We start from the raw sequence: 20,136 nt of genomic DNA, 5'->3' as shown, positions 1-20,136 counted from the left end.
CTAATCTTATGGCGTGAGGCCCGAAGGTCCCCCACTTTGGTCCGTAGACATCATGCGGTATTAGCAGTCGTTTCCAACTGTTGTCCCCCACCATAAGGCATATTCCCAAGCATTACTCACCCGTCCGCCGCTCGTCAGCAGAGTAGCAAGCTACTCTCTGTTACCGCTCGACTTGCATGTGTTAGGCCTGCCGCCAGCGTTCAATCTGAGCCATGATCAAACTCTTCAATTAAAAGTTTTTTGAAACCAAAGTTTCGTGCTCAATGAATTCTGAATTTTGATATCTTTCGATATCGAATTGACTGTGCTGAAACAAGTAAACTTGTTTCCGTTGGTCACTCAGTTCAATTGAGACTCTAAATTTGTTTGCTCCACTTAGTAAACTAAGCTTCGCTGTTAGAACTCAATCTGTACGAGTGCCCACACAGATGATTGCTTTATATTGTTAAAGAACGTTTGAGATACTTTTGCGTCTCAAGGGCTGTGCATTCTACGCAAGCCGTTATTTTTGTCAACACTTAATTTTGAGAAAAGTTTATTTTTTCAAAACTCAGTTTTACTTGACACCCTGAGTTGCTCTTGCCTCGCTAAGCGTTGCTGTCTGCCGTCTCAGTGGGGTCGCATTATAGGGATGCAGCGAATTAACGCAAGTACTTTTTTGAGAAAACTTTAAAAAAACTGCCTTTTGTATCCTTTTTAGTCTAAACACCACAAAAGAGAAACTTTATTAACGCTTCAGTAACTTTTCAACCGTATTTAAGGCCATAAAAGTACAATACTCTAAAAACAAAAAAGCCCAGCAATATAGCTGAGCCTTTAAATAGTTCGCGTTTTTAGGTGTTAAGCAATGCCGTATTGATCACGGTATGCTTTTACTGCAGCTAAATGCTCATCCATTGTGCCTTTAGCTTCTAAGTAACTAATTAAGTCAGCTAGTTTTACAATAGAGATAACTTTAGTGCCAAAGTCACGCTCGACTTCTTGAATAGCAGATAACTCAGCTTTACCTTTCTCTTGGCGGTCAAGTGCAATTAAAACACCACTTAAGTCTGCACCATTATCTGCAATGATTTCCATAGACTCACGAATAGCTGTGCCTGCAGTGATCACGTCATCAACTAACATGATCTTACCTTTAAGTTCAGAGCCTACTAATGTGCCACCTTCACCGTGTGCTTTTTTCTCTTTACGGTTAAAACAATAAGGTACATCTTTGTCGTGATGATCAGCTAAAGCAACCGCTGTAGTCGTTGCGATTGGAATACCTTTATAAGCAGGGCCGAATAATACATCGTAATCAATGCCCGCATCTTCAAGTGCTGCAGCGTAAAAGCGACCCAAGCGTGCAAGGTCACGACCGGTATTGAATAAACCAGCGTTGAAGAAATAAGGGCTAGTGCGGCCAGACTTTAAAGTAAACTCACCAAATTTAAGCACCTGCTTTTCAAGTGCGAATTCAATAAACTCTTTTTGATAATCTTTCATAACTAATAAACCTACTTCTTTATTAAGCTAATGCTTGCTTTTGAACGTCGATAATTTCACGAATTGAGTGCTTAGCTAATGTAAGTAGCTCATCAAGTTCGTCGAATGAGAAAGGTTCGCCTTCAGCAGTACCTTGAATTTCGATGATTTTGCCAGTTTCGGTCAAGATCACGTTCATATCTGTTTCGGCTTCAGAATCTTCTAGGTACTCAAGGTCACTAATTGGCTGACCTTTATATACACCAACTGAAATTGCCGCAATCATATGCTTAAGTGGGTTTGAATTAATCATACCTTTACTGCGCATGTAAGTAAGCGCATCAACTAATGCAACGCAAGCGCCACTGATTGATGCTGTACGCGTACCGCCATCAGCTTGAATAACATCACAATCGATAGTAATGGTGTTTTCACCTAACGCCTTTAAATCAACCGCGGCACGAAGTGCACGTGCGATTAAGCGTTGAATTTCCATAGTACGACCGCCCTGCTTACCACGCGATGCTTCACGGCCATTACGAGTATGTGTTGAACGAGGTAACATACCGTATTCAGCCGTAACCCAACCTTTACCTTGGCCTTTCATAAAGCGTGGTACACCTGCTTCAACAGTTGCTGTACACAAAACTTTAGTATTTCCAAACTCTACTAATACTGAACCTTCAGCATGCATAGTGTAATTACGTGTAAATGTAACCGGTCTAATTTGGTTAGGTGTTCTTTCGCTTGGACGCATTAACGATCCCCTTAATTCTGAATTTGCCACATTATAAGTCGATGTGGTGCCAGATGCCATGTTCATTTACATAATTAACTGCATCAGAAAAGCACATTTCAGAAAATTTACGCTAGAGGTTAAAAGCTGATTCGGTATAATCAGTCAACTTTGTAAATTTAATAACACTAGGAAATCATCCATGATCCACAGCATGACAGCTTATGCGCGCCGCGAAATTAAAGGCGAATGGGGCACTGGCACTTGGGAAATTCGTTCAGTAAACCAACGTTACCTTGAAACTTTTATCCGCGCACCTGAGCAATTTCGTGGCATGGAACCAGTTATTCGTGAGCGTTTACGTAAACATTTACAACGCGGTAAGGTTGAAGTTTTCTTAAAGTTTGCTGCAAATCCAGCGCATGTTGGTGAGTTAACGATTAATGAATCACTCGCTGAGCAATTAATTAAAAGCGCACAATGGGTGCAAAACCAAAGCAATGGTGACATTAACCCTGTTGATATTTTACGTTGGCCTGGCGTTATGGAAGCCGAAGAGCTCGATATGGATAGTGTAAACACTGCGCTAATTGCAGGGTTTGACCAAGTAATTGAAGATTTTAAACAAGCTCGCGGCGATGAAGGCGCAAACTTACAAGAAATGATTGCAACTCGCCTTGATGCTATTTTAGAGCAAGTAACCATTGTTGAAGGCCACTTGCCAGAAATTGCTAAATGGCAGCGCGAAAAACTAAACCAAAAGCTAGAAGAACTAAAAACAGACATCGATGAGTCTCGCCTTGAGCAAGAACTTATTTATCTTGCGCAAAAACAAGATGTTGCTGAAGAACTTGACCGCTTAAAGTCGCATGTTAAAGAAACCAAAAAAATCTTAACTAAAGGCGGCGCATGTGGCCGACGCCTAGACTTTATGATGCAAGAGTTTAACCGTGAAGCAAACACGTTAGCGTCAAAGTCTATCAACAGTGATATCACAAACGCTGCGGTAGAACTAAAAGTGTTAATCGAGCAAATGCGCGAACAAATTCAAAACATCGAGTAAACGAGATTTATAGCATTTTTATAAGACCCAGCACCTGCTGGGTCTTTTGTTTTAAAAAGTCTAAAAGCAGGCAAACTTGAGCACTTTTAGCGAAATAAAGTACAATAGTTCAATTAAAGGCTTGGATTAGCGATAGTCCGAGCCTGTTTATTTTTTATTAGAGACAGATCATGGCGCAAACTCGCGGAAATTTATTTATCTTGTCAGCTCCATCAGGGGCTGGTAAATCAAGCTTAATTGGTGCTTTACTAAAGAAACACAGCGATATGAAAGTATCGGTTTCGCACACCACTCGCTCACCTCGTCCGGGTGAAGAAAACGGTGTGCACTATCACTTTGTTTCTGTGGATGAGTTCAAAGCGCTAATTGAGAAAAATGACTTTTTTGAATGGGCGCAAGTGTTCGATAACTACTATGGTACGTCTAAGCAAGCAATCGAAAGCCAACTTGCAGCAGGTATTGACGTATTTTTAGATATCGATTGGCAAGGTGCTCAGCAAATCCGCAAATTAGTTGATGATGTTGAGACTATCTTTATTCTTCCACCATCAAAAGAAGAACTTGAATCACGCTTAAATAACCGTGGTCAAGACTCTGCTGAGGTAATCGCAGGAAGAATGGCAAAAGCACAATCAGAAACATCACACTATAATGAGTATGATTATGTTGTTGTTAACGATGACTTTGATACTGCACTTACAGAAATCGAAACTATCGTTATGGCTAAACGTTTATCGTTAAAAAGCCAAACTGTGCGCCATCAGGCGTTATTAGAGAACTTACTTAAGTAATACTTTTTTAAGAATAAGATAAAAATTAACCACAAGCTATTGGCGAATTTAACTTGGTACAGTAAACTACGCCTTTGCTTAAGAATTTATTTGGAGTGCTAAGATGGCTCGCGTAACTGTTGAAGATGCAGTAGATGCAATTGGTAATCGTTTTGACTTAATTTTAGTTGCGGCTCGTCGTGCCCGCCAAATCGCGGTTGGTGGTAAAGATCCACTCGTTGATGCTGAAAATGACAAACCAACGGTTATTGCTTTACGTGAAATTGAGAAAGGGTTAGTAGATAGCTCTTCTATGGACTTAATTGATCGTGAAGAACAACAACATCAAGAAGCAGCAGAAATGGCTGCTGTGGCTGCTATCGTAGGTGGCAACCAGTAATCAAGCTCCCCGCTTTGATTTAGCTATACGGCTAGTATTTCTACACTAGCCGTTGGCAAGCCCCTCTTTTCATCGTATATTCTATTCATACCGTTACCGATTTACTTCATTTGCGCATTGGAGTGTGACTTTGTATCTATTCGAAGGCCTCAAAAAGAAAATATCCGAATACTTACCACCTGCTGATATTGAGCTGGTACAAAAAGCATACGTGGTCGCTCGCGAAGCCCACGAAGGCCAAACACGCTCAAGTGGCGAGCCTTATATCACCCACCCTGTCGAAGTGACACAAATACTTGCCGGCATGCACTTAGATCACGAAACGCTGATGGCTGCCCTGATGCATGACGTGATTGAAGACACCGACTTTAGCCAACAAGACTTAGCTGAAATTTTTGGCGACACCGTTGCCGAACTTGTTGAAGGGGTGAGTAAGCTAGATAAGCTCAGCTTTAAAGATAAAAAAGAATTCCAAGCCGAAAACTACCGCAAAATGATCATGGCGATGACTCAAGATATTCGCGTGATCTTAATTAAACTGGCTGACCGTACTCACAACATGCGTACCTTGGGCGCACTGCGTCCTGACAAACGCCGTCGTATTGCCCGTGAAACATTAGAGATTTATGCACCAATTGCGAACCGCCTTGGTATTCATGATATTAAAAATGAATTAGAAGATTTAGGCTTTCAAGCGTTATACCCGATGCGTCATCGCGCATTAAGATCAGAAGTAGTCAAAGCACGTGGTAACCGTAAAGAAGTTATCAGCAATATTAAGACTGAAATTGAAGCGCGTTTAGAAGAGTCTGGCATCGAAGCAACTATATCTGGCCGCGAAAAACACCTTTATAGCATTTACAAAAAAATGCTTAATAAAGAGCTGTCGTTTAACGAAGTGATGGATATCTACGCATTCCGTATCAATGTTGATAATATGGATACCTGTTATCGTGTATTAGGTGTTGCTCATAACCTTTACAAACCAATCGAAACACGTTTTAAAGATTATATTGCTGTACCAAAAACCAATGGTTATCAGTCGCTTCATACCTCATTAGTTGGCCCTCATGGTATTCCTGTTGAGATTCAAATTCGTACCCACGACATGGATCATATGGCAGATAAAGGGGTGGCTGCTCACTGGATGTATAAAAAAGCCGGTGATAGCGCAGGCCACACAGCACAGCAGCGTGCTCGCCAATGGATGCAAAGCTTACTGGAGCTTCAGCAAAGTGCGGGCTCATCATTTGAGTTTGTTGAAAACGTTAAAACAGAGCTATTCCCTGAAGAGATCTATGTTTTCACGCCAGATGGTCGTATCGTTGAACTACCTATGGGTGCAACAGCAGTCGACTTTGCTTATGCAGTTCACACTGATGTAGGTAATACCTGTGTAGGTGCACGCGTTAATCGTAAACCTCACCCACTAAGCAAGGCACTTGATACAGGGCAAACGGTCGAAGTCATTACCAGCTCTGGAGCACACCCTAATGCAACTTGGTTAAACTTTGTTGTAACAGGTAAAGCACGTTTAGGCATTCGCAATTACCTGAAGAGCCAACAGCATGAAGAAGCTATGCTGCTCGGTCGACGTTTACTAGACTCAGCACTTGGTGAAACCAAACTCGATGATATTCCAGATGAAAACATTCGCCGTGTACTTCAAGAGCATGAACTAAATACCGTACTTGAGCTATTAGTCGAAATAGGCTCAGGTAATCTAATGAGTGTGCTTATTGCAAAACGCTTGATGCAAGTTGATGCAGACGACCTAGACGACCTAGCACAAAAAGCAAAAGCGACCATCATCGGTACTGAAGGCATGTTAGTTAATTACTCTAAATGCTGCCGACCAGTCCCTGGCGATGCTATTACTGCTTATATTAGCCAAGGTAAAGGCCTTACTGTTCACCGCCAAGAATGTAAAAACATTCGAGGTTGGGAAAAAGAGCGCTCAAAATACTTAGTTGTAAAATGGGACGATAACCCAGAGAAAGAATATATTGCAGCCCTTCGTATTGAGATTATCAATCACCAAGGTGCACTGGCTAAATTAACCAATGTTGTTGCCTCAACCCAAGCCAACATTGTTGAAATAGCGACTGACGAAAAAGAAAGTAATTTATACATGATAGATTTAGGCATCACGGTTAAAAACCGCGTTCATGTTGCTAACATTATGCGCCGCATTCGCGTTATGCCTGATGTGCAAAGAGTCTATCGTAAAAAGTAACAAGGATAATCATGAACAAATCTTTTATTTCTACTGATAATGCGCCTGCAGCAATCGGTACTTACAGCCAAGCAGTTAAAGTAGGCACGGCTGTTTATTTATCAGGTCAAATCCCACTTGTACCAGAGACGATGGAAGTGTTCTCTGAAGACTTTACTGAGCAAACTCACCAAGTATTCAAAAACCTAACAGCTGTTTGCCAAGCTGCGGGTGGTCAAATTCAAGACATGGTGAAAGTGAATATCTTTTTAACTGACCTATCTAACTTTGCGATTGTTAACGAAGTGATGAGCCAGTACTTTAAGCAACCATACCCTGCACGTGCCGCAATTGGCGTACGTGCGCTACCAAAAGGCGTGCAAGTTGAAATTGACGGTATCATGGAGCTACCTTCAACAAACTAATCAGCCCTGCCAGCAACGCAAAGTTGCTGGCACTTTTTTAGAAAAAGTTCTTACTTCCCTCACCCGAAATTCTTGACTCATTAGCAAATCTCTAGCACTCTGTTGTTATAACAAGTAAAACCTTTAGCTAATGTAGTAAAAAAGGATCTCCAGGTGTTTAAGCTCGCTCACAACGGCAACGTTTTATTAGATGTTCATGAAAACTCACCTCCTAGTGCTGCGTTTATTATCGAAGCATTAGAAAAGTCACCATTTTGCGAATGCAGAGTGGATCATGAAGCTATCAATAATTTCTTTAAAAGCGATTCAAATGAGCGCATGCTTGTTGTTGCCTCTAAACATGATGCGAGCCTAGTTGTTACCCTGAGTGATGACAAAATGCTGGCTACAGGCGAGCTGACTTTAGCTGAAGGCGGCAAAGTCATGACGCTTGACGATGCTAAAAAAGAGCTTATCAAAGCAGGTGTTGCCCGCGGTTATAAGCAAGCTTTCTTAGAAAAGTTATTACAACAACAGTTTGAGCTACCTGCAGGTGAAGTTGCTAAAGGAGTGCTCGCAAAAGGCCGTTTACCGATTGATGGCCAACCATCTAAGTTTGTACCACAGGTTGAGACCTTAAAAGACCGCTTAAAAACACCTAAGCTACGTGAAGACGGCACAGCCGATATGCGTGACTTTGGCAAGCTCGCCAGTGTCGAACCTGGTGTATTACTTATAAAACAAATTCCTGCTACTCCTGGCAAAGAAGGCTTTACTGTTACTGGTGATGTACTTCCTGCAAAACCGGGGGAAAACACCAAACTAGTCGCAGGTGAAGGCACCGAAATATCAAAAAACAACCCGCTTGAGCTAATTTCTGTGATCGCTGGTGTACCAGTGGATATTGCCAACGGTATGCGTGTCGATGATATTTTTACTATTGCCGATGTAAACGTAAAAAGTGGTCACGTAGATTTTGAAGGTAGCGTTATTGTGACTCATAACGTTGAACCAGGCATGCGTATTAATGCCAAAGGCGATATCACAGTTATGGGTACTGTGGAATCAGGCCATTTATCAGCGGCTGGCGATATCACTATAAAACAAGGTGTAATTGGTCACCAGCTCGAAGATAAAAAGCTGTCTTGTAATATTATCAGCCAAGGTGACATTCACTTATCACATGGTCAATACTGCTACCTTGAAGCCAATAATATTCTTATTGAACGTCAAGCCAGCCATTGTACGATGAAAGCCACTAAGCTATTGCAAATAGGCCAAGAAGATAACCCGCAAGGCAAGCTATTCGGCGGAGAGATCTTAGACGCACAAATGTTAATTGCCGGCGAAATTGGCAATGAATCAGGCGCTAAAATGGTTATTCACTTAGCTGCTTCGGGTGCTGATGTCACCGCGCAAACAGATCAGTGTTTAAAAGATTTAGCACAAACAGATGCGCAACTTGATACATTACAATCAGCTATCGAAAAAGCAGATCAAGTAAAAGACGCCGAAAAGAAAAAACAATTACTCGCAAAGATTGGTGCCACACAAATGCACTATTGTGAACAAGCTGAAATACTGGAGAAAAAGCTATCAAGCTTAGAGCATCACCTTCATGATTTGCTGGAAGATGCGCAATTGGTCGTTAATAAAAAACTGCATTCAGGGGTCGAAATTCACATTTTCGAAAAAGTTCTACTCACTAACCGCCAATACCCACCGTGTAAGGTAAAGCTTGAAGAAAACAAGGTTGAGGTAGAGTTTAAAACCAGTTAATAAAAAAAGAGGCTTAAAGCCTCTTTTTACCAGGGTCATTACTCTTTAAAGAATTCCTTCCACTTGCTGTTTTAGCTGTTCAGGCCAAACACCAACTTGTACTTGCCCGATATGCTGTTTTTGTAACAGCAACATAGCGAGTCGTGATTGACCAATTCCGCCACCTATTGTTTGCGGAAACTTTTTCGCGAGTAGCTGTTTATGCCAATCAAACTCTAAACGAGCTTGGTCGCCTGTAATCGCTAATTGCGTAGCTAATGCATCAGGGCTTACACGAATGCCCATTGAAGAGATTTCAAATGCATCTTCAAGCACAGGGTTCCAAACTAAAATATCACCGTTTAAGCCTGCAAATTTACTACAGGTTTGTGTTGACCAATCGTCATAATCTGGCGCTCGTACGTCATGAATTTTACCATCGGCAAGTGTGCCGCCTATACCAATTAAAAATACCGCACCGTATTCTTGTGCTACCGCTTTTTCACGCTGTTTCGCTGTAAAGTCAGGATACATCTGACGTAGCTGTTCACTGTGTACAAAAGTGATTTGCTCGGGCAAAAACGGCGTTAAATCAAACTCGCTTGCGACAAAGCGTTCGGTTGCTTTAATCGCCTGATAAAGTGATGTCACGGTTTCTTTTAGCTTGTCTAAGGTACGTTCAGTGCTCTCGCAAATCACTTTTTCCCAGTCCCATTGGTCAACATACACCGAGTGAATTGGGCTTAAAGATTCTTCATCAGGACGAAGCGCCTTCATGTGCGTATAGAGCCCTTCACCTACCGAAAAATCGTAATCAGCCAAGGTTTTGCGTTTCCACTTAGCTAATGAGTGGACTACTTCAAATTGGCTACCCGGAATTGTTTTCACTGCTACCGATACAGCATTTTCAGTACCGCTTAAGTTATCTTGAATACCATCGCCTACTTTAGCCAAGATCGGCGCTTGTACTTCAACTAACCCTAATTGTTGTTCTAATTGGCTTGAAAAAAACTGTTTTACTTTACTAATTTGCTGCTGTTGCTGCAGGTAGTGTGAACTCATAATAATTGGCCTCATTCCCAGTTATTGTTACTTGCTTAATTAGAGAAACCCGCTGCTTGGCCCCTCCTGTTAAAACAATCCTCAACTAAACAAAGGTAATTTTCAATAACCCGCAATAAAAAGAACTTAACATTGAAATTTTCATAAAAATAATGCTATAAAATTTATTGATTCAATAATTAACACTAATAAATACCATGGAAAATTATCAAATCGATAATCTCGATAAAAACATCCTTAATGCTTTAATGGAAAATGCGCGAACAGCGTATGCAGAACTCGCTAAACGCTTTGCAGTAAGTGCCGGGACTATTCATGTACGGGTCGAAAAGATGAAACAAGCGGGAATTATTACAGGCACCCAAGTCAGTATTGATGCCAAACAGCTTGGTTACGATGTTTGCTGTTTTATTGGTATTAACCTCAACAATGCCCGTGATTACCCACAAACTTTACTGCATTTAAAAGAGCTAGAAGAAGTCGTAGAAGCCTATTACACCACAGGTAATTACAGTATATTTATCAAAGTGATGGCACGCTCAATTGATCATCTACAAGATGTGTTAATTAACAAAATACAAGCCATCGAAGCTATTCAATCAACAGAAACGCTGATCTCATTACAAAACCCTATTAGCCGTGCTGTTGTTCCCTAGGGTATAATCAGCGCCAATTAGAATCCGTCAACGAGCACACAACTATGGATACAACTCGCTTTGAGCGTGTTAAGCGCGTGTTAGACCGCCGCCAAACGGACCTAACGGTTTGTTTAGAAGAAGTACATAAGCATCATAATTTATCAGCCATTGCCCGCACAGCTGACGCGACAGGCTGCCATCATGTTCATGCTGTATGGCCAGAGAATCAAAAATGGTTAACTAACAATACCTCAGGTGGTAGTAAAAACTGGCTAGAAACTCACTTGCATCGCAATATCGATGAAGCCGTTGCTATGATGCGTGCACAAAATCCGGAAGTACAAATTTTAGCAACTCACCTCAGCGACGATGCAGTCGACTTTCGTGAAATAGATTACACCAAACCGACGGCTGTTATTGTTGGCCAAGAACGTGATGGTATTTCACCACGCGCCCTCGCTCATGCTGATAAAAATATCATTATCCCAATGCAAGGAATGGTGCAATCTCTTAATGTATCTGTTGCTGCGGCACTTATTCTATTTGAAGCTCAGCGCCAACGTGAAGAAGCCGGACTTTACAACCGCGATATGCTTGATGCGAAAGTTAAACACCGCATCTTGTTTGAGGGCTGCCACCCTATCATTGCCGAACAATGCCGCGAAAAAGAGCTACCCTACCCTGAGCTTGATGAAAATGGTGAAATTGTTGCTGATGAAACGTTCTGGAACATTTTAAAACACACGCAACCGCTTGAAGCCACTAACGAGTGCAAGTAAACTGAAAAACAGTCTACTAATTAATAATTTGAGTCACCTTTGAGTCATCCTAGCTTAGCGTTATACCCAATTACTGAATTAAAAGGCGTCGGCCCGAAAATGGCCGAGCGCCTTGCTAAGCTAAATATTCATACGGTGCAAGACATGCTGTTTCATTTGCCTCACCGCTATGAAGACCGGACCCGCATTCACCCAATCTGTGAACTCCAACCGCATAGCCATGTTAGTGTTGAAGCCACCATTGAAACCAGCCAAATTACCTTTGGAAAAAGACGCATGCTGGTTTGCCAAGTAAATGATGGAACGGGCCGATTGACGCTGAGGTTTTTTAACTTTAGCGCGGCTCAAAAAAATGCCTTAAGTACAGGTAAAATCATTCGTTGCTTTGGTGAGATCCGCCGTGGCAGAGTTGGCTTTGAAATGACACATCCGGAATACAGCTTATCGGATACCCCTTCTGAGCAACCAACTAATACCACGCTTACGCCGGTTTATCCTGTTACCGAAGGGCTAAAACAGTTATCTATTCGTGCACTAAGCGATCAAGCACTTGCACTACTAACTAAATACCCTGTCGAAGAGTTACTGCCAGAACAGTTTCAGCCAACCGGAATGCGTTTAGCCGATGCACTTATGACCTTACATCGCCCACAAAACGATGTTGATTTAACTGCCCTTGAACAAGGTATGCACCCTGCCCAGCAACGGCTAGTTTTTGAAGAGTTGCTTGCGCAAAACTTAAGCCTTTTAAAGCTGCGCCAAAAAGGGCAAACGGTAAAAGCGGTTGCTTTAAAGCCTCATAACCAACTTGAGCAACAGTTTTTAGCTAATTTAGCCTTTAGCCCAACTAACGCGCAAAGTCGTGTGGTGGCAGAAATCAAAGGTGACTTACAACACCCGTTTCCGATGATGCGCCTAGTACAAGGCGATGTTGGCTCAGGTAAAACACTCGTCGCAGCACTCAGTGCGCTCACCGCTATCAGCGAAGGCTACCAAGTCGCTTTAATGGCACCAACAGAGATTTTATCAGAGCAACATGGCATCAACTTTAGCCAATGGTTTAATCAACTCGGTGTTGAAGTCGCTTGGTTAGGTGGCAAAAGTAAAGGTAAAGAGCGCGCTGTTACTCTCGAAAAAATAGCCTCTGGGGAAGCGCAAATGATTGTTGGCACCCATGCGTTATTTCAAGAACAGGTTGAGTTTAACAATCTCGTTTTAATTATTATTGATGAGCAACACCGCTTTGGTGTTCATCAGCGCTTATCACTGCGTGAAAAAGGCCGCTTTGGTGACTGTTACCCGCATCAATTAGTGATGACAGCAACACCTATCCCGCGAACGCTAGCAATGACAGCCTACGCTGACTTAGAAACCTCAGTGATTGATGAGTTACCACCCGGTAGAACGCCTATCACAACGGTGGCTATTCCTGATGCACGCCGAGACGAAATCATTCAACGTGTGAGAACAGCGTGCACAGAGCAAGGTCGTCAAGTGTATTGGGTTTGCACTCTGATTGATGAATCTGAAGTACTGCAATGCCAAGCCGCGGAAGATAGCGCTGAGCAATTGAAAGCAGCATTGCCAGAATTAAACGTTGGCTTAGTGCATGGCCGGATGAAAGCCGCTGAAAAGCAAGCCATTATGAGTGAGTTTAAAGCGGGCAATATTCATGTACTTGTTGCCACAACGGTGATTGAAGTAGGTGTTGATGTGCCAAATGCCAGCCTTATCATTATTGAAAACCCTGAGCGGTTAGGGCTTGCACAACTCCACCAGCTGCGCGGCCGTGTTGGTCGTGGGGCTACGGCATCACACTGTGTTTTACTCTATCACGCGCCATTATCAGCTACAGCGCAAAAACGCTTAGGTGTGCTGCGTGAAAGTAATGATGGCTTTGTTATTGCTGAGCGAGATCTCGAAATCCGTGGCCCTGGTGAAGTACTTGGTACCAAACAAACAGGCCTAGCCGAATTTAAAATCGCCGACTTAAACCGCGATAAACAAACACTCGACCATGTAAGACCCATTGCCTTCAAAATTTTGAACGACTATCCAGAGCTTACCGATAAATTGATTCAACGTTGGCTTGCAGGCAAATCAAACTACGCACAAGCTTAATCGCAAGTCTAACTTTTCTGCTAGAACAAAAAAGCCCAGCTAATTAGCTGGGCTGACAAGTTAGGGAGTTATCCAAAGGTTGGATTAGAACTTGTATTCAATACCAACACCTAGGTAGTCTTGGTCAACTTGATTGTCTGTATCAAACGTTGAGTAGAAACCAAATACTTTGGTGTTTTTGCTAAGCTTGTGATCAACACCTGCAGAAATAGCTGTTTTCTTGTCGCCTTCGTCAAAGTCAATTACTTGGTACTGTACTTTGAAAGTGTTGCTATTCATTTGGTAAGCAGCATTTACTAAGTAACCATCAGCTTCTGCACTACCATCCACTTTTTCTTGTGTTTGGTACATAGCACCTAGTTTGAAGTCACCTAGTTTACCCTGTACTGTTGCACGAACAATGTCGTAGCCTTTAACTTCGCTGTCAGCTGCTACTGATGCATAAAGTTTGCTTTCTTTAAGTTTTGCATCGCCGTAAGTTAACGCTACTGAGTAACCATTATCAGCATCTACGTCATCTTCAGCTACATAAGTTGCTAATACTTTGAAGCCACTGAAGTCTTTAGAAGCATAAGAAATTGTGTCGCCTAAACGGTTTTCACCTTTAAATGCGTTCTTGATATCACCTTCAAGGTCATTGAATAAATCAACTTTACCTTGAGACTGCTTCATTGCTGTATCGTTACGACCGATAACAACTTGACCAAAGCTACCTTTAACACCTACGTATTGGTTACGTGCAGTGATGTTATCGTCATTGTCGCCTTTTGAATCAGCGTCTGATACGTCTACACCAAACTCAAATTTATAAACCGCTTCTAAGCCTTCAGAAATTTTTTCTGAACCTTTTAAGCCAAAACGTGAGTTATTGCTTTTAATTTCAGTGAAAGACCCTTCGCCATCATCTGATGATTGAACAGTCACGTTTGCTTTACCATATACATCTACATCAGCTAATGCAGAAAAAGATAAACCACCAAATAAAGCTAGGAATAAGCTAGACTTTGCAAATTTCATGTCGTTTCCTCAATAATCGCAACAAAAAACACATGTTGTGTTTCAATGCGCGCAGTGTGACAGCGAAAAATGACAGAAAGATGACAATTGAAACAAAAGCGTCAATTTAGCTTCATAAAATGTAATTATTTTTGAAATAAAAACGTAACCTGCTGTTACAGCATTAATTTTTTATGAAAGCTAAATTAAATTAATTTTAAGCTTTTATTTGTAGTTCAGTTAATAAGGTCACTAACTTCTCTAATAAAGGGGTTTGCTCATTATCTCTGTGATAAGCAACAAACACATCACGCGAAGTATGCGCAACATCTTCAACATGATAAAGCTCACCAGATTCAAGCTGCTCTTCAACTAATAACTGAGGAATAAACGCGCTACCGCCGCATTTCAAAATTAAATCAAGCGCAATACGACCTGTACTGGTTCTGAAATAAGGAGGAGCGTGACCGTTAAACTCACGAGCATGCCATAAAGAAAAGGTGGTACCCCAGTCGACATAAACATATTGGTTATCGAAAAAGTTTTCACTATTTGCAGTTTCAAAGGCGCTCACTGGAATAATGGGTAGCTCACAAATTCGCTGTACAACCAGTTCATCTACTTTAGGGGGATCGAACAACACCGCCAAATCTAATGTACGTTCCAATAATAAGCGAGTACTCTCTTGCTGTGCTTTAACTTCAGCAACTAACGACACACCCGGCATAGCAGAAACAATATTAGTAATACCAAACTGTAAAAATGCATCCCAAATATTAGGTGTTCCCGCTAAGCTAATTTGCTTGTGCATATTATCTGCAAGTGCCACATCAACTTTTGCGCGCTGCATACCTGTAATGATCATTTGTGCGTGTGGCAGTAGTCGCTCACCTGGCGCCGTTAACTGTATGTTGTTTCGTTGACGAATAAATAAGTTAACACCTAAACCTTGCTCTAATTGTCGGATCCGAAAACTCACTGCAGACTGTGTAATATATAAATTTTCAGCTGCTTTACCGAAATGGCGCGTACGAACCACTTCAACAAAAGTCTTCAATAAATCGATATCCATTTTTTACCCTTACGATAAAAATAATTTGTTTAATAAAATCGACAACTTGATCCATACTCCAGCAAGAAATTAGGGCATGAGGATAAAGCCATGAGCAATGACATTTCATCACTTCGTCAGGCATTTGCAAGCCAACGTCAATTCTATGATGATCAAAATTTCCCACGCGGTTTTGGTCGTAGTGGTCACTTCACTTTGCTAGAAGCCGACATTCTCGAGCAGCATGGTGTTGTTCTAAAGGGTTTATACAACAAAACCCTAGAACCACAAAATGAATTTCAAACTCAATTTGTACAAGTTGTTACCGGTAACCTTGAAGCGACTAATCCGATTGAGCGCGCTTGGATCAAATACCTTAAGCAAACAACCTGTAAAACCAAGTTTCACACATTATTTGGGCGCTCTCGCATTGCGACCTCAACACCACAAAGTGTTGAATATTATTCTGAGTCAGACAGCCTATAACAATTTGCTTTTTTACCCTTTTAGGGTTAAAACTTGTAATAACTTTTGTTTCGCCAATAAGTTATTACAAGGCAAGCTGTGACTCGAAGAATATTAATAATTGAAGATACGCCAACCATTGCGCGGGTGCAAAAGCACATCGCGCAAAAAGTGGGCTATGAAGCCGACATAGCCGGTAGCTTAGCTGAGGCAAAAGAGCTTATTAGCAAGCACAATTACTTTTGTGCCGTAGTAGATTTTATTCTGCCTGATGCGCCAACCGGTGAAGCAGTTCCTTGCACCATCGAAGCCGACATTCCTACCATTGTAATGACAGGTAATCTTGACGAAACAACACGTAATATCGTTGAAAAACACCCCATCATTGATTACATCACCAAAGAAAATAAACAAGCCTATCAATATCTAGAAAAACAACTGGCTCGCTTGCCTCGTAATGAGCAAATATTAGTACTAGTAGTCGATGATTCAGCAGCAACGCGCCACCATATTTGCAACTTATTAACCCGTCATAAATACCAAACACTCGAAGCTGTTGATGGTGTTGATGCTTTAAAAGTACTGGCTGAAAACCCAAAAATATCGGTGATCATTACCGATAATGAAATGCCGAATATGAATGGGGATGAGCTCTGTGTCGAAATTCGCCGTTTATATTCTAACGATGAAAAAGCCGTGATTGGCATATCTGCACTCGATACTTTGCACCTTTCGACGCGCTTTTTGAAATCTGGCGCAGACGATTACCTACGCAAGCCATTTAACAATGAAGAGTTTTATTGTCGACTTAGCCAAAACGTCGACATGCTTGAAAACATTAAAACGATTCGTTTACAAGCAAACACTGATTACCTCACAAAACTCCCTAATCGCCGCTATTTCTTTGGTGAAGCAAACAGCCATCTGAAAGCTGCAAAAGTGTCAGATACCTCAGTCTCTTTAGCCATGATTGATATTGACCACTTTAAGTCAATTAACGATAACTACGGTCATGATGCCGGCGATGACGTATTAAAGGGCCTATCGCAATGTATGGCAAAGTATTTTGAAGATAACTTAGTAGGCCGCTTTGGTGGTGAAGAGTTTGCAGTCTATTTTGCTGATCAATACCCACAAGAATCGTTGCAACGTTTAGAGAAATTCCGCTTGTTTGTTGAAAAGCACAGCCCTGAGTTCAGTAAAGACCGAATCAAGTTTACGCTGTCGATTGGTTTTCATAATGGGCCTGTTTATAGTTTGGATGAACTAATAAAACAGGCCGATTTAAAGCTTTATCAAGCTAAAGACACTGGCCGCAACAAGCTAGTAAGCTAAGCCTACACAGGCTTAGTCACAGCCTCTAATTGCGCTTTGCGTTGCTTACGGCTCTGACGATACGAATCCCAGCTAAATAATGCCAAAGCGCTCCAAATACATGCAAATGTCACCACACGCTCAGCATCAAATATCTCACCGTAAAATGCCACGGCAAGCATAAACATTAAGCTTGGACCAATGTACTGAAAAAAGCCAAGGGTACTGTATTGCAGACGCTTTGCTGCACCAGTAAAACATAACAGCGGTAAGGTTGTCACCACACCAGCACTAATGAGTAACAAGTTAATGTGCCAATCGTTTGCAGTTAAATCAGAGCTTGCTGATGGCGCCATCAACCACCAGTAAATAAGTGCAACAGGCAATAAAATAAGTGCTTCGAGCAATAACCCTGGCAATGATTCAATCGGCAGCTTTTTACGTAGTAGACCATAAATAGCAAACGATCCTGCTAATGAGAAAGCAACCACAGGGAATGAACCAAAACTCACAAGCTGTAGCATCACACCACAAAGCGCTAGACCTACCGCAACGCCTTGCCACTTGCGTAATCGCTCACCTAAAAACAACATACCAAGCAACACGTTTAGTAGTGGGTTGATGTAATAACCTAAACTGGCATCGAGCATGTGATTATTGTTCACTGCCCAAATAAATAACCCCCAGTTAAAGCCAAGTAAACTTGCTGTTATTACCAACATCAAAAGTAATTTAGGTTGTCCAAGCACCACACGAATACGCTGCCATTGATGACGAGCTGCAATAATAAGAAGTAAAAATAACACCGACCAAATAACACGGTGCATTAAGATTTCAAACGCAGAAATTTGCTGTAAAAACTTAAAGTAAATGGGCGCAAGACCCCACATAAAAAAGGCTAAACAAGCGAAAATAACGCCTTTTCGCTGCTCAATGTTGGTAGGCATAAGTTTGGCTTTATAGTTTAAAAACGCTATTTTACGCCCCCTAAGCAGTGACGCAACCTAAACGCGCTAAATAAACCAACTCAAAGTTACAGACATCGCTATAAAAAACCACTAAAATGCTCGGCGATGAATACCAATACCGCAACTTCCAACACACCCGTTCGATCACCACAAGCCGTACTCAAACAAGTGTTTGGTTACAAGGACTTTCGTGATGGCCAAGAAGCGATTATAGCCGCAGCGCTAGACGGACAAGACTCGCTTGTACTCCTACCAACGGGTGGAGGCAAATCATTATGCTATCAAGTACCCGCTTTAATCCTTGATGGTGTGACTGTGGTTATCTCACCGCTTATTTCCTTGATGCAAGACCAAGTTGCCCAACTAAGAGCGCTCGGCGTGCAAGCGGCCTACATCAACAACAGCCTGCCTTTTGAAGAGCAGCAAGCTGTTTATCAGCAATTGCACTATGGGCAAATTAAGCTGTTATATGTTGCACCAGAAAAAGTACTGCAACACGAATTTTTAGAGCGTTTGAGTCATCTAAAACTCGCACTTTTTGCAATTGATGAAGCTCACTGTGTGTCGCATTGGGGTCATGACTTTAGGCCGCATTACTGTCGGCTCAACGAGTTAAAGCAACGCTTTATGCATGTGCCCATGATGGCGCTTACAGCAACGGCAGATAAAGCAACTCGTTACGATATTATTGAACAGCTTCAGCTTAACCACCCTTACGTGCACACTGGTAGCTTCGATAGACCTAACATTCGTTACACCATAGAAGAAAAATTCAAACCTATGGTGCAACTGCTTCGATATTTAAAAGAGCAGCAAAACCAGAGTGGCATTATTTACTGCACCAGCCGCAAACGGGTTGATGATGTAGCCGAAAAACTTGCTGACGCTGGATTTAATGCCGCCGCCTACCATGCGGGAATGAGTAACGAGCAACGCCAATTTGTGCAATCTGGCTTTGCCCGTGACGATATTCAAATTGTGGTTGCGACTGTTGCCTTTGGCATGGGGATTAATAAACCAAACGTACGTTTTGTAGTGCATTACGATATTCCAAAAAGCATCGAGGCTTACTACCAAGAAACCGGTCGTGCAGGTCGAGATGGCCTGGCTGCAGAAGCGATTATGTATTTTGACCCGGCAGACATAGGCCGCGTACGCCGCTTTTTTGAAGATATTGAAGACGAGCAACGTCGTCGTGTTGAAGAGCAGCGTTTTAATGCTATGGCAAGCTTCGCCGAAGCACAAACATGCCGCAGACAAATCTTGCTCAATTATTTTAGTGAATATAAACGCGAAACCTGTGGTAACTGTGATATTTGCTTAAACCCACCTACTAGCTTTGATGGCACACTTGTCGCGCAACAAGCCTTATCGTGTGTGTATCGTGCTGAGCAACGTTTTGGTATTGGCTATATCGTTGAGTTACTTCGCGGTGCAAACACTAGCCGCATTCGAGATAACAATCACCACCAATTAAGCACCTATGGCATCGGTAAAGAGCACAGTGTGGAGTTTTGGCTAAGTATTTTAAGGCAGCTTATCCATCAAGGGTTATTAAGCCAAGATATTACCCAAGGTTCGTCATTACGCTTAACCGAAGCCGCCCGTGCAGTTCTTAAAAGTGAATATGCACTGCAACTTGCTGAACCTCGCTTACAAGCTAAGCACGTTTACCAAGATAAACTCGCTCAGTTTAATTACGATAAAAAGCTATTTGCGAAATTACGCGCTTTACGTAAAGAGTTGGCAGATGCCGATGATGTTCCACCTTATGTGGTATTCAATGATAAAACCCTCGCTGAAATGGCGCAGTTAATGCCAACCAACGACAGTGAGTTTTTGAAGGTGTCAGGTGTTGGTTTCACTAAACTCAACAAGTACGGCGCACCGTTTTTAAATACTATTCGCGACTATCTTGCCACCAATTAGGAC

The 20,136-nt window shown here is 42.0% G+C and carries 18 protein-coding genes and 1 rRNA gene; 12 read left to right on the top strand and 7 right to left on the bottom strand.

The window, feature by feature from the left end; genetic code table 11:
* From AOG26_RS16040 to rph, 3 genes are all read right to left on the bottom strand, one after another.
* A 16S ribosomal RNA gene (locus AOG26_RS16040) occupies positions 1-232 on the bottom strand; the annotation flags it as partial.
* A 608-nt stretch (positions 233-840) separates the two neighbouring features.
* Complete coding sequence (gene pyrE / locus AOG26_RS16035; RefSeq protein WP_054554229.1) at positions 841-1,485, bottom strand: orotate phosphoribosyltransferase; 645 nt, start codon at positions 1,483-1,485, stop codon at positions 841-843.
* Positions 1,486-1,507: 22 nt separating this feature from the next.
* Positions 1,508-2,221 (bottom strand): ribonuclease PH, encoded by a 714-nt coding sequence (gene rph / locus AOG26_RS16030; RefSeq protein ID WP_054554228.1) that lies wholly within the window; start codon positions 2,219-2,221, stop codon positions 1,508-1,510.
* A gap of 181 nt (positions 2,222-2,402) precedes the next feature.
* On the opposite strand from rph, the gene AOG26_RS16025 reads away from it, so the two are divergent.
* The 6 genes from AOG26_RS16025 to AOG26_RS16000 all read left to right on the top strand — a co-directional run bounded on the left by AOG26_RS16025 (position 2,403) and on the right by AOG26_RS16000 (position 8,831).
* Positions 2,403-3,263 (top strand): YicC/YloC family endoribonuclease, encoded by an 861-nt coding sequence (locus tag AOG26_RS16025; protein ID WP_054563424.1) that lies wholly within the window; start codon positions 2,403-2,405, stop codon positions 3,261-3,263.
* A gap of 170 nt (positions 3,264-3,433) precedes the next feature.
* On the top strand, positions 3,434-4,054 hold the full coding sequence (gene gmk, locus AOG26_RS16020; protein ID WP_054563423.1) for a guanylate kinase: 621 nt from the start codon (positions 3,434-3,436) through the stop codon (positions 4,052-4,054).
* A 103-nt stretch (positions 4,055-4,157) separates the two neighbouring features.
* The gene (gene rpoZ / locus AOG26_RS16015) at positions 4,158-4,433 is read left to right on the top strand and encodes a DNA-directed RNA polymerase subunit omega (protein ID WP_054554225.1); all 276 of its coding nucleotides are present in this window, start codon (positions 4,158-4,160) and stop codon (positions 4,431-4,433) included.
* A 130-nt stretch (positions 4,434-4,563) separates the two neighbouring features.
* Positions 4,564-6,669 carry a bifunctional GTP diphosphokinase/guanosine-3',5'-bis pyrophosphate 3'-pyrophosphohydrolase gene (gene spoT / locus AOG26_RS16010; protein WP_054563422.1) on the top strand — a complete coding sequence of 702 codons (2,106 nt, stop codon included), beginning with the start codon at positions 4,564-4,566 and terminating at the stop codon, positions 6,667-6,669.
* Between the two features lie 11 nt (positions 6,670-6,680).
* On the top strand, positions 6,681-7,073 hold the full coding sequence (locus AOG26_RS16005; protein ID WP_054563421.1) for a RidA family protein: 393 nt from the start codon (positions 6,681-6,683) through the stop codon (positions 7,071-7,073).
* Positions 7,074-7,226: 153 nt separating this feature from the next.
* Positions 7,227-8,831 (top strand): DUF342 domain-containing protein, encoded by a 1,605-nt coding sequence (locus tag AOG26_RS16000; RefSeq protein WP_054563420.1) that lies wholly within the window; start codon positions 7,227-7,229, stop codon positions 8,829-8,831.
* Positions 8,832-8,876: 45 nt separating this feature from the next.
* On the opposite strand, the gene asnA is transcribed toward AOG26_RS16000, so the two are convergent.
* Positions 8,877-9,872 (bottom strand): aspartate--ammonia ligase, encoded by a 996-nt coding sequence (gene asnA / locus AOG26_RS15995; protein WP_054563419.1) that lies wholly within the window; start codon positions 9,870-9,872, stop codon positions 8,877-8,879.
* Between the two features lie 197 nt (positions 9,873-10,069).
* Here asnA and asnC point away from each other — a divergent pair, with 197 nt between their 5' ends.
* From asnC to recG, 3 genes are read left to right on the top strand one after another with little or no spacing between them, the layout of a single operon-like run.
* Positions 10,070-10,528, top strand: a complete 459-nt coding sequence (asnC, locus tag AOG26_RS15990; protein ID WP_054554220.1) for a transcriptional regulator AsnC — start codon at positions 10,070-10,072, stop codon at positions 10,526-10,528.
* Positions 10,529-10,572: 44 nt separating this feature from the next.
* Positions 10,573-11,289, top strand: coding sequence for a tRNA (guanosine(18)-2'-O)-methyltransferase TrmH (trmH, locus tag AOG26_RS15985; protein WP_054563418.1), 717 nt, complete (start codon positions 10,573-10,575; stop codon positions 11,287-11,289).
* A gap of 39 nt (positions 11,290-11,328) precedes the next feature.
* Entirely contained in the window at positions 11,329-13,410 is a 2,082-nt protein-coding gene (gene recG / locus AOG26_RS15980; protein ID WP_054563417.1) for an ATP-dependent DNA helicase RecG, read from the top strand.
* An 84-nt stretch (positions 13,411-13,494) separates the two neighbouring features.
* Here the strand turns inward: recG and AOG26_RS15975 are convergent, their stop codons facing one another.
* Together AOG26_RS15975 and AOG26_RS15970 are read right to left on the bottom strand one after the other, a co-directional pair.
* Positions 13,495-14,427 (bottom strand): porin, encoded by a 933-nt coding sequence (locus AOG26_RS15975; protein WP_054563416.1) that lies wholly within the window; start codon positions 14,425-14,427, stop codon positions 13,495-13,497.
* A gap of 196 nt (positions 14,428-14,623) precedes the next feature.
* Positions 14,624-15,478 (bottom strand): LysR family transcriptional regulator, encoded by an 855-nt coding sequence (locus AOG26_RS15970; protein WP_054563415.1) that lies wholly within the window; start codon positions 15,476-15,478, stop codon positions 14,624-14,626.
* A gap of 90 nt (positions 15,479-15,568) precedes the next feature.
* Between AOG26_RS15970 and AOG26_RS15965 the strand changes: the two genes are divergently transcribed.
* Complete coding sequence (locus AOG26_RS15965) at positions 15,569-15,943, top strand: DUF413 domain-containing protein (protein ID WP_054563414.1); 375 nt, start codon at positions 15,569-15,571, stop codon at positions 15,941-15,943.
* Between the two features lie 78 nt (positions 15,944-16,021).
* Entirely contained in the window at positions 16,022-17,257 is a 1,236-nt protein-coding gene (locus tag AOG26_RS15960) for a GGDEF domain-containing response regulator (RefSeq protein WP_054563413.1), read from the top strand.
* 2 nt (positions 17,258-17,259) lie between these two features.
* Here the strand turns inward: AOG26_RS15960 and rarD are convergent, their stop codons facing one another.
* Positions 17,260-18,183 carry an EamA family transporter RarD gene (rarD, locus tag AOG26_RS15955; RefSeq protein WP_054563412.1) on the bottom strand — a complete coding sequence of 308 codons (924 nt, stop codon included), beginning with the start codon at positions 18,181-18,183 and terminating at the stop codon, positions 17,260-17,262.
* Positions 18,184-18,309: 126 nt separating this feature from the next.
* Here rarD and recQ point away from each other — a divergent pair, with 126 nt between their 5' ends.
* Positions 18,310-20,133, top strand: coding sequence for a DNA helicase RecQ (recQ, locus tag AOG26_RS15950; protein WP_054563411.1), 1,824 nt, complete (start codon positions 18,310-18,312; stop codon positions 20,131-20,133).
* Positions 20,134-20,136 lie beyond the last annotated feature (3 nt).

This window comes from Pseudoalteromonas sp. UCD-33C (assembly GCF_001306895.1).
Lineage (GTDB): Bacteria > Pseudomonadota > Gammaproteobacteria > Enterobacterales > Alteromonadaceae > Pseudoalteromonas.
Note: the sequence above shows the minus strand (reverse complement) of the source record. Positions and strands in the feature narration are given on the sequence as shown.